This is a genomic window from Shewanella sp. (assembly GCF_041630135.1).
Classification (GTDB): domain Bacteria; phylum Pseudomonadota; class Gammaproteobacteria; order Enterobacterales; family Shewanellaceae; genus Shewanella.
The window spans coordinates 65,727-77,037 of the sequence record NZ_JBFKLW010000012.1; the positions used below are offsets into that span (position 1 = coordinate 65,727).

At 52.4% G+C, this 11,311-nt stretch carries 8 protein-coding genes; 3 read left to right on the forward strand and 5 right to left on the reverse strand.

The window, feature by feature from the left end:
• Positions 1–55: 55 nt before the first annotated feature.
• The 5 genes from aceF to ampD all read right to left on the reverse strand — a co-directional run bounded on the left by aceF (position 56) and on the right by ampD (position 7,215).
• Positions 56–1,957 carry a pyruvate dehydrogenase complex dihydrolipoyllysine-residue acetyltransferase gene (aceF, locus tag ABYK60_RS05240; RefSeq protein WP_372870872.1) on the reverse strand — a complete coding sequence of 634 codons (1,902 nt, stop codon included), beginning with the start codon at positions 1,955–1,957 and terminating at the stop codon, positions 56–58.
• 11 nt (positions 1,958–1,968) lie between these two features.
• Positions 1,969–4,647, reverse strand: a complete 2,679-nt coding sequence (aceE, locus tag ABYK60_RS05245) for a pyruvate dehydrogenase (acetyl-transferring), homodimeric type (RefSeq protein ID WP_372870873.1) — start codon at positions 4,645–4,647, stop codon at positions 1,969–1,971.
• A gap of 72 nt (positions 4,648–4,719) precedes the next feature.
• Positions 4,720–5,472, reverse strand: a complete 753-nt coding sequence (gene pdhR, locus ABYK60_RS05250) for a pyruvate dehydrogenase complex transcriptional repressor PdhR (RefSeq protein WP_126169211.1) — start codon at positions 5,470–5,472, stop codon at positions 4,720–4,722.
• Between the two features lie 278 nt (positions 5,473–5,750).
• Positions 5,751–6,629 carry a beta-lactamase regulator AmpE gene (ampE, locus tag ABYK60_RS05255; protein WP_372870874.1) on the reverse strand — a complete coding sequence of 293 codons (879 nt, stop codon included), beginning with the start codon at positions 6,627–6,629 and terminating at the stop codon, positions 5,751–5,753.
• 1 nt (position 6,630) lies between these two features.
• The gene (gene ampD / locus ABYK60_RS05260; RefSeq protein ID WP_372870880.1) at positions 6,631–7,215 is read right to left on the reverse strand and encodes a 1,6-anhydro-N-acetylmuramyl-L-alanine amidase AmpD; all 585 of its coding nucleotides are present in this window, start codon (positions 7,213–7,215) and stop codon (positions 6,631–6,633) included.
• Positions 7,216–7,468: 253 nt separating this feature from the next.
• Between ampD and nadC the strand changes: the two genes are divergently transcribed.
• From nadC to ABYK60_RS05275, 3 genes are all read left to right on the forward strand, one after another.
• Positions 7,469–8,326 (forward strand): carboxylating nicotinate-nucleotide diphosphorylase, encoded by an 858-nt coding sequence (gene nadC / locus ABYK60_RS05265; protein ID WP_372870875.1) that lies wholly within the window; start codon positions 7,469–7,471, stop codon positions 8,324–8,326.
• Between the two features lie 1,321 nt (positions 8,327–9,647).
• Positions 9,648–10,121 (forward strand): prepilin-type N-terminal cleavage/methylation domain-containing protein, encoded by a 474-nt coding sequence (locus ABYK60_RS05270; RefSeq protein ID WP_372870876.1) that lies wholly within the window; start codon positions 9,648–9,650, stop codon positions 10,119–10,121.
• A gap of 41 nt (positions 10,122–10,162) precedes the next feature.
• Positions 10,163–11,311 (forward strand): ATPase, T2SS/T4P/T4SS family (locus ABYK60_RS05275; RefSeq protein ID WP_372870877.1); only part of this gene is annotated, 1,149 nt, incomplete at its 3' end.

The following is an 11,311-nucleotide window of genomic DNA, read 5'->3' on the forward strand; positions in this document are numbered from 1 at the left end:
GCGTTGGACACGGATCACAATAAAAAGGCCGTCCAATTCAGGACAGCCTTTACGGTTACAGAACGAGTTTGCGTATGTCTGACAGTACACCGCTAAGATAAGTGGTGAACTTGGCACCTTCGGCGCCGTCGATCACCCGGTGATCGTACGACAGCGACAGTGGCAACATCAGCCGTGGCACAAATTCCTTGCCGTTCCACTTCGGCTTCAGCTCAGACTTGGACACACCCAGAATACCCACTTCAGGGGCATTCACGATTGGGGTGAAAGAGGTACCACCGAGGCCACCCAGGCTGGAGATGGTAAAGCAGCCGCCCTGCATGTCAGAGGCAGTCAGCTTACCGGCGCGGGCCTTCTTGGAGATGTCAGCCAGCTCGCGGGACAGCTCATAGATGCCCTTCTTGTTGACATCGCGTACCACAGGCACCACCAGGCCATTGGGGGTATCCACCGCAATGCCGATGTTGATGTACTTCTTCAGAATGAGGCTCTCGCCATCTTCAGACAAAGACGCATTGAACGATGGGAAGGCTTCCAGTGACTTGGCCACCGCCTTCATGATGAACACCAGTGGGGTGATCTTCATGCCGGTATCGCGCTTGGCTTCTTCGGCGTTTTGCGCCTTGCGGAAATCCTCAAGCTCGGTAATGTCAGCCTCATCAAACTGAGTCACATGGGGGATCATCACCCAGTTGCGGTGCAGGTTGGCACCACTGATCTTCTTGATCCGTGACAGCGGCTGAGTCTCAACTTCACCAAACTTGCTGAAGTCGACCTTAGGCCATGGCAGCAGGTTTAGACCGGTGCCGGAGGCGGCACCCGCAGCGGCGGTGGCTGAGCCCGACTCGAGACGCTTGAGCGCTTCTTTGATGTAAGACTGCACATCTTCACGTACCACGCGGCCCTTACGACCCGTGCCCTTAACCTTGGCGAGGTTAACGCCAAACTCACGGGCCAGACGACGGATAACCGGTGACGCGTGAGCGTACTCGTGGTTTTCCACGAACTCGCCGGTCTTGCTTTGTCCCTGAGACGGAGCCTGAACCTGGGCATTGGCGCCCGGCTCCACAGCAGCGGCGGCCGGAGCAGCGGCCTGAGCCACAGGCGCAGCGGCAGGAGCGGCACCCTGCACTTCAAATACCATGATCAGCGAACCGGTAGACACCTTGTCACCCGCAGCCACCTTGATGGCCTTAACCACACCGGCAACCGGCGCAGGTACTTCCATAGAGGCTTTGTCGCCTTCCACGGTCAGCAGCGACTGGTCGGCAGCAACTGTGTCGCCTACCTTCACCAGCACTTCGGTCACTTCCACTTCATCGCCGCCGATGTCCGGCACGTGAATGTCTTTGGCACCAGTGGCAACTGGCGCGGCGGCAACCGGCGCTGGCGCAGCAGCTGCGGCCACAGGGGCAGCGGATGCAGCCTGAGTCTCGAACACCATGATAAGGGAGCCAGTGGCAACCTTGTCACCGGTGGCGACCTTGATTTCTTTGAGCACACCGGCGAAGGGCGCAGGCACTTCCATAGAGGCCTTGTCGCCTTCTACGGTGATCAGCGGCTGCTCGTCAGTGATGCTGTCGCCTACTTTCACCAGAATTTCAGTGACTTCAACTTCGTCACCGCCGATGTCGGGCACGAAAACTTCTTTCAGTGCGGCTACCGCAGGAGCTGCAGCAACCGGTGCTGGCGCCGCGGCCTGGGCCGCCGGAGCAGCAGCCGCTTGCTCACCTTCAAACATCATGATCAGTGAGCCGGTGGCGACCTTGTCGCCCACCGCAATTTTAATTTCCTTGACCACACCGGCCTTGGGAGCCGGTACTTCCATGGAAGACTTGTCGCCTTCCACGGTGATCAGCGACTGATCGGCTGTGATGGAATCACCCACCTTGACCAGGATCTCGGTCACTTCGACTTCATCAGTGCCGATATCGGGTACATGAATTTCGATTGCCATTGTCTCATCTCTTACGCGTAAAGTGGGTTCATCTTCTCGGTGTCGATATCGAACTTCTTGATGGCCGCAGCCACCACAGATTTTTCGATGTCACCGCGCTTGGCCAGCTCGTTCAGGGCTGCAACCACCACGTAACCGGCGTTCACTTCGAAGTGACGACGCAGGTTGGCGCGGCTGTCGGAGCGACCGAAACCGTCGGTACCCAGCACCTTGTAAGACACGCTTGGCATGAAAGCACGTACCTGTTCGGCATAGTTCTTCATGTAGTCGGTCGCGGCGATGGCAGGCTCGTTGCCCATCACAGTGGTGATGTAAGGAACGCGGGCGTCGGCTTCCGGATGCAGCATGTTGAAACGCTCGCAGTCCTGACCGTTGCGGGCCAGCTCGTTGAACGAGGTGACTGAGAACACATCAGAACCTACGCCGTATTCTTCAGCCAGGATGACTGCAGCTTTGCGCACTTCGTTCATGATGGTGCCTGAGCCCATCAGCTGTACCTTGGCTTTATTGCCTTCATGGCTTTCGAGCTTGTAGATACCCTTGCGAATACCTTCCTCGGCACCTTCCGGCATGGCTGGCATGGCGTAGTTTTCGTTCATCAGGGTCAGGTAGTAGAACACGTTCTCCTGCTCGCCATACATGCGGCGGATACCGTCCTGAATGATCACGGCAGTTTCGTACGCGAAGGTCGGATCGTAAGAAATACAGTTAGGTACGGTACCGGCCAGGATGTGGCTGTGACCGTCTTCGTGCTGCAGACCTTCACCGTTCAAGGTGGTACGACCGGCAGTGGCACCCAAAAGGAAGCCGCGCGCCTGTTGGTCGCCGGCCATCCATGCCATATCGCCCACACGCTGGAAGCCGAACATGGAGTAGTAGATGTAGAACGGGATCATCGGCAGGTTGTTGGTGCTGTACGAGGTGGCAGCGGCAACCCATGACGACATGGCGCCGAGCTCGTTAATACCTTCCTGCAGAACCTGGCCTGAAGTGTCTTCCTTGTAGTAAGACACGATATCGCGGTCTTCAGGAATGTAGTTCTGGCCGTACGGGTTGTAGATACCAATCTGACGGAACAGACCTTCCATACCGAAGGTACGGGCTTCATCGGCGATGATAGGCACGATGTTTTTGCCGATATTCTTGTCCTTGAGCAGGATGTTCAGGGTACGAACAAAGCCCATGGTGGTAGAAATATCACGCTTCTGCTCTTCCAGCAGTGGCTGGAACTCAGACAGTTCGGGGGCAACAAACTCGCCGGTAAAGTTAGGCAAACGCTTTGGCGTGTAACCGTGCAGCGCTTCACGGCGGGCGTGCAGATACTGATGCTCAGCGCTGCCTTCTTCGAGCTTGATGTAAGGCAGGTTAACCAGATCTTCATCGCTGACAAGGTCAGTCACACCCAGACGGTCACGCAGCTTGGCCACGTGGGACATGTCCATCTTCTTCACCTGGTGCGCGATGTTCTTGCCTTCAGCTGCATCGCCCATGCCGTAACCTTTTACAGTCTTGGCCAGGATCACTGTTGGACGGCCCTTGGTGTCCTGAGCAGCCTTGAATGCCGCGTACAGCTTGGATGGCTCGTGACCACCGCGCTTGAGAGCGAAGATTTCCTCATCGGTCATATCGGCAACCAGAGCAGCAGTCTCTGGGTACTTGTTGAAGAAGTGCTCACGCACATAGGCGCCATCTTTGGCCTTGAAGGTCTGATAGTCACCGTCAAGGGTTTCGTTCATCAGTTGCAACAGCTTGCCGGTGGTGTCTTTGGCCAGCAGCTTATCCCAGCCACTGCCCCAAACCACTTTAATCACGTTCCAGCCCGCGCCTTTGAACAGGCCTTCGAGTTCCTGGATGATTTTGCCGTTACCCATTACCGGGCCGTCGAGACGCTGCAGGTTACAGTTGATGAGGAAGCACAGGTTGTCCAGCTTCTCACGGGCAGCGAAAGAGATAGCACCGCGGCTTTCCGGCTCGTCCATTTCACCATCGCCGAGGAAGGCGTACACGCGCTGCTCGGTGGTATCTTTCATACCACGGCCGTTCAGGTACTTAAGGAAACGCGCCTGATAGATAGATGAGATAGGACCCAGACCCATGGATACGGTTGGGAATTGCCAGAATTCAGGCATCAGCTTGGGGTGCGGGTAAGAAGAAATACCCTTGCCGTCCACTTCCTGACGGAAGTTGTCCAACTGCTCTTCGGTCAGACGGCCTTCAAGGAATGCGCGGCTGTAGATACCGGGGGCAATGTGGCCCTGATAATACACCAGGTCGCCGCCATCCTTGTGGTTGGGGGCGCGGAAGAAGTGGTTGAAACACACTTCGTAAAAAGCAGCCGCCGACTGGAAAGAGGCCATGTGACCACCCAGCTCCAAATCTTTTCTGGAGGCGCGCAGTACTATCATAATGGCGTTCCAGCGAATGATGGAACGGATACGACGCTCAATGGTGGTGTCGCCAGGGTAAGCCGGCTCCTGGGTAGGCGGAATGGTATTCACATAGTTGGTAGTGATGCCGGTAGGCATGTCCACACCGTCAAGACGTGCCTGCTCCAATACTTGTTCCAGCAGGAACTGGGCACGCTCAGCACCTTCTTCACGAATAACGGACTCGAGGGCCGCAAGCCACTCCTGGGTTTCGGTTGGGTCTAAGTCTTGTAGCACTGAATTTTTTTGCATAGGTTCAGACATGAGACTGTCCTTATTTATACATATTTATAGGAAAGCGGCTGACTGGGTACTGGCAAAGTGCCATCCCAATTATCAGGCGCCGCTCTTTAATCGGCGCAGGCTGCGCTGCAACCGGCTGTCTTCTTCCCTCACGGCCAACATTACCTCTTCGATGTAGCTCAAGTGCTCATTCGAGGCTTCGCGGGCTGCTTCGGGATCGCGGCGAACAATGGCGGCGAGCAGAGCCCGGCGGTGTTCGTTCGCCATGCGGGAGGCTTCTTCGCGGCGGCTCAGAAGCTCCAGGTTTTGTGCCACATTCTTGTGAAGCACCGGAGTTAAACTTAAAACCAGATGCAACATGGCCACGTTGTGGGAGGCTTCAGCCACGGCGCGATAAAAACGCACAATAGCAGCGGCCTGGCCTTCAATATCCTTGGCCTCTTCCACTTCGAGAATCATCCGCTGGATGTTTTGCATGTCAGCATCAGTACCGCGCAGGGCGGCGAAGTAAGCCATCATGCCTTCGGTGGCATGACGGAATTCGAGCAGGTCGTATTGGCTTTCGGTGTCGCTCTGCATGAGCTCCACTATGGGATCAGCCATGCTTTGCCACAGCTGTTCCTTCACATAAGTGCCACCACCCTGACGACGCATCAGCAGGCCTTTGGCCTCCAGTTTCTGGATGGCTTCGCGCAGGGAAGGACGGGAAACTTCGAATTGAATGGCCAGCTCCCTTTCGGGGGGCAGTTTTTGGCCGGGCTTGAGACTGCCTTCGAGGATCATGCGCTCGAGCTGCTGCATGATCACATCTGAGATCTTCGGCTGGTTGATTTTGCTATATGCCATGTGGGCCCTCAGCTCCATTGTAAATTGGTCTTACCAATTTATGCGAGTGAGCGCACTTTATCAAATCACAGTTTTAAAGTCCATACAGTGATCAACATCACCCACGACAAGAGAGAATAGCCTAAAAAAATTGTCATGGGGTCAGACCAATTTGGGAAAGCTTATATTGGTTTTATCAAAACATATCTTCAGAGAAACCTTGCCCCGCTATCATGAGTCCTTCATGAGCATGCACCGCTGGCCTATTTTATCGCTACAACTGCATGGGGCATGGGTATTCAGCTGATCAAACCAAAAATGGTCAGTAAGGATGTCATTGCCAACAACAGCACGAAATTACGCTTACTCAGCCCAAGCAGCACCAGTGTCGGTTGCAGACAAACGGGGGCTGCGCCCGGCGCAGGAATGGTTTCCGCCTCGGTGGCGGTTTCAGTGATGATTTGCCGCGCCGGAGTCGGCACAACGAGCGCCAACTTTTGCCAGCGCCTGAACGCTGCGTGAAATTGCCCGGTGAGCACATAACCAAAAGCAAACAAGCGACTTGGCAGCCAATCGAGCACTGTCAATAAAGCATCTACATAGGGCAAGCGAAAATCGGCATCATCTTGTTGCTGTACCTTCTGGCGTACATCATAAAACCGCACTGTGCAGTAAAGCACCGCCGCTACCGGCCCCAGAACTATCAGATATAAAGCCACAGCACCATAAAAACGGTAGTTAATCCAAGCCACACTCTGCCCGACTTTGAGCCCCAGCTCATCGGCACTCACTGCATTCAGGCAAGATGAACAATCAAGCTCAGCGGCATGGCGATAACAGGCCTGAAGATCACCGCGACATGCTGCCTGAATATAACGTTTAAATGCGCTGCGCTGCTCCTGATGACTGAAACAGACCATGGCAACCAGCACCCACACCGCCAGCGATACCAGTCCCCACACCATACCCTCAACCACAGAAATGGCGAGATAGACCAAGAGCGCAGGCAGCAACAGGGCAGTCAGCACTTTAAATTCTGACACCTTGCCTGAATAAAAGTCTTCACCACCAAAAAGACGCTGGTGCAACCGGGCTTGCAATGAATCAAACTGCCAGGATTCCGGCAGCAGTTTAAGACGCTCTGCCAGAATGGCCATCAACAATGAAAACAGTGCCATGTTAAATCTCCTCTGCCCGGCTAATTGACTCAACTCCACTAATGTAGCGTTGCCAATCAAATCCCGGGCCGGGGTCTGTTTTGCGCCCGGGAGCAATGTCGCTGTGACCGGTAATGCGCCCCAAATTAATTTCCGGATATTTAGCCATCATGTCCCCGGTCAGGGTTTCAAGACAGGCATATTGCGCATCGGTATAGAGTGAACCATCGGTACCTTCCAGCTCTATGCCCAGCGAAAAATCATTACAATTTGTGCGCCCTTCAAAGGACGACACCCCAGCGTGCCATGCTCTGTCATCACAGGAAACAAACTGCACCAGCTCACCGTCGCGGCGAATAAGAAAATGTGCCGAAACTTCAAGACCCTTTAATTCAATGAAACTGGGGTGAGCATGACAATCGAGGCAACCGGTAAACAGGGCTTCAATGTGCGGCAATCCAAATTGGCCAGCAGGCAGACTGATATTGTGAATAACCAACAGACTGACCTCGTCCGCAGGCCGTGCATTATAAAAAGCTGAGGGACTATGTCTCGCGTCACGGTACCAGCCACTATCCCACAATTCGCATGCATTCTTGCCTGTCATCACAATGACCCAGCCCCTGATATTTTGCTACTACCTGATTATTGTAGCGATTTTCAAACGCTTCACCAGCTGTAATCACTTAAGAAGCTTTGAGTCCATTCAGTATGCCAATATGGCCACCGCGTTCAGTTCAAATGCCGCGTATCTTCAAGATATGCTCTGATACGTGGTATCCTTCATATTCAAAGGCCTTAAGCAAATCAGTCGGGCCAAATCCAAAACACAGCACCCACACATATTCAAGGAAGTCGTCATGCTGGAAAATGACATCAGACTCGCAGTTAAAGCCGCACTGGATGAAGATCTGGGTCAGGGCGGCGCCAATGCCGATATCACCGCCGAACTCATTCCTGAAGACAAAATTGCCTCAGCCACACTTATCACCCGAGAAGAAGGGGTATTTTGTGGCAAAGCCTGGGCTGAACAGGTATTCAATCAACTTGGCGGTACTGTAGCCATTCACTGGCACGTAGACGATGGCGATTTGGTGGTGCCCAATCAGGTACTGTGTGAATTATCCGGCCCGGCACGCGCTATCCTTACCGGTGAGCGCACTGCCATGAACTTTATCCAGACTCTTTCTGGCGTCGCCAGCCTGACCAAAATCTACGTCGACAAACTTGCAGGTACCGCCTGCAGACTGCTCGATACCCGCAAGACGATTCCGGGGCTCCGTACCGCCCAAAAATACGCGGTAACCTGTGGCGGTGGTAAAAACCACCGAATCGGTTTGTACGATGCCTTCCTGATTAAAGAAAACCACATTATGGCCTGTGGGAGCATCAAGGCGGCTATCGATAAAGCCCGCACATTACACCCAGACAAGCCGGTTGAAGTAGAAGTAGAAAGCCTTGTAGAACTGACCCAGGCATTGGATGCTGGCAGCGACATTATTATGCTGGACAATTTCGATATCACTATGATGCTCGAAGCCGTCAGCATCAACGATGGCTACAAAGCCCGTGGCGAAGGTGCCAAACTTGAAGTTTCCGGTAACGTGACTTTGGATACCTTGGCTGAATTTGCCAAAACCGGCGTTGACTTCATATCTGTTGGCGCCCTCACCAAGCACGTACGCGCCATGGATCTATCACTGCGTCTCAAGCCTTAAAACACCTGCTCAGCCAAGCCAGCCTGTGGTGCCAGAGCCCTGGCTGGCATGAGCAAAGATGTGTGACCAAAACTGGCCAGCTCATCGACTTGTTGCTGCCTGCCCTCTGCCCTTACCCGGCAACCATTGCCGCTGGTGTTGCACCGCTCCCGTAACAACTTAGTACCAATTAATCCGAAGCTCTTTATCACATGAAGTGTCATCAGCGCACTGGGGCGCTATCTAATCGTTGCCACACTGAGTTATTACCCAACAGTTCAAATGACTCCAAATATACTGCTTGATGAGTACATCACTTAAGCAGTAGCGCAAACAGCAGAAGGTCAACCTTTCTTATGCGCAACAACTGTTTTTTAGCGACAGAAAATTGACCTTGTCAGAAAAATTGTCAGCCGTGCAGCCACAGTCAAAAAATTGTTAGAACAATCTGCACAAGAAAGAAACTACTTTAGATAAATTAGGTGAATAGCCACCACTTTCGTGCAATTTGCTGTTTCATTTTCGCAAACTTTGTACTAACTTTTACCCAAGGCTAAGTGGCCTTTCCGGCCAGAGCAATAGAGCGGCAGCGAAGGGGTTTTACAATATGTGAAGTGATGTTATAAGCATCGTCTCATATTAAAACACTCTCAATGCAGGTAAACTTCCGCGCCTCGGGAGCATTGCTTTAACGCACTACCGGAAAAAGTACCTTATTCGATGTGCTGAAGCACCGACAAATGTAGCAGCGAGCCCATCAGGTTAACGCGGTCAACTGATACAATTTGTTTACACTTTTGCAATAACCGCCTAAGGTACTGGATACCGAGATAGCCAGAAGGGCCATAATCGGTTTCTACTCCAAAATGGACTGTGACATTACCGGTTAAGAATTGCGCAAAATGCCGCCCATGCGGTTAACCAGGCCAAAGCTTACTCAGGTAACTAACAGGCTGTATTGGAGCAATAATAAGCCAAGGTGTGACCGGTGGTCTGATAAAGTCAGGTTGCATCAAGGGTAATAACACGGGGCTGAACCAAGCCATGCCAGTTGAAGGTGTTCAGGCACTTACCAAACTGGCAGAGCCAAAGCTCAGCGTATTCGGTCAACAAGGGTAAAGCCGTTACAGGTCTGGTGAATTGATGGTGCCAGCACCATACAGTTTACAGATACCGGTAACAGGTAAAACCGACGCTTAGTGGTGCCGCAAAACGTTACTTACGGAACTTTCACAGTCCGACGTAGCAAAGCGCAGCACTATACAGGTGATTTTTTGCGCTGTTGCTGTAGTCAAACTCAAGATAACTACACACAGCATTGCAAATAACGGAGAGAGAAGAAATGAAAGGTATCAATTTTAACAAGAACACCAAGGGTTTTACCCTGATCGAACTGATGATCGTAGTAGCCATCATCGGTATCCTGGCCGCCATCGCGCTGCCTGCTTATAAAACTTACACCCAACGTGCCAAGTTCAGTGAAGTAGTGTTGGCCGCAACTCCAGCTAAAACTGCTGTGGACGTTTGTATCCAAACCGGTGCTTCATGTGACACCCTTGACGAGTCAGCAACTGGCTGGGCGGCAGCTCCATTAGTTGACACAGTGGCTATCGATGCAAATATGATCGACGATCCAGCATCTACTACAACTCCTCCAGCTCAGATTCCTGACCCAACTGGAGTTATCATTATCACTGTAACTTCCGTAGCAGCCTTTGACGGTAAAGCATACACCTATGTTCTAACTGGAACACCTAGCAACGGTACGACTACATGGGTTTCTTCAGGAACCTGTAAAGCTGCTGGTCTTTGTTAATAAATTCTGAATCGTTCAATTATAATTCAGAAGGTTAGACAATGCCCACGACTGGCCTCCATTTAGGATTGTCAACGCTCTTTATCCGCAAAAAGCTGCTTACTGAAGAGCAGCTTTCGGAGGCCGTTACGCTATCGCGTAAAAACCGGCAATCGCTGGTCACCACCCTGGTGGCCAGCAAGTTTTTGTCAGCGAGAGAAATTGCCGAACTTTGCTACGAAGAATACGGCACCCCGCTGCTGGACTTGAATGAGTTCAATGTTTCCACTATTCCAGAAGAATTCCTCAATAAAAAGCTGATTGACAAGCATCGCTGCCTGCCGCTGTTTAAACGCGGTAATCGGCTTTATATAGGCACTTCCGACCCCACCAATATTCCCGCACTGGAAGATTTTCAGTTTTCAGCTGGTCTGCACGCCGAAGCCATTCTGGTTGAGGACGATAAGCTTGCCAAAGCACTGGAAAAAATCCTTGAAGAAGATATCAGCGCCCTTGATTTGGGGGGGCTGGATGAAGAAGCCCTGGCGGGCATAGAGGTTGCTGATACCGACAAGCGCCCGGAAAACGATAACGAAGGCGCCGACGATGCGCCAATTGTTATCTATATCAATAAGATTTTGACCGATGCCATTCGCCGCGGCGCATCGGATTTGCACTTTGAGCCTTATGAGAAGCGCTACCGCATCCGTTTTCGTATCGATGGCATTTTGCACGAAGTGTCCGAGCCACCGATTAACTTGTCAGGCCGCATTTCTGCCCGCCTGAAAGTGATGTCAAAACTTGACATTGCCGAGCGCCGCCTGCCTCAGGATGGCCGAATAAAGATGAAACTCAGCCGCACCAAGAGCATTGACTTCCGGGTAAGCACCCTGCCAACGCTTTGGGGCGAAAAGATTGTAATGCGTATTCTGGACTCATCTTCCGCGCAGCTGGGTATTGAGAAGCTCGGCTATGAAGCAGACCAGAAGCAGCTTTACATGGATAACCTCGCCAAACCTCAAGGCATGATTCTGGTGACAGGCCCGACAGGCTCTGGTAAAACAGTGTCCCTGTACACGGGTCTGAATATCCTTAACACCGAAGAGCGTAATATTTCCACAGCCGAAGACCCGGTCGAAATAAACCTTGAAGGCGTAAATCAGGTTCACATCAATAATAAAGCAGGACTTACCTTTGCCTCTGCCCTGCGC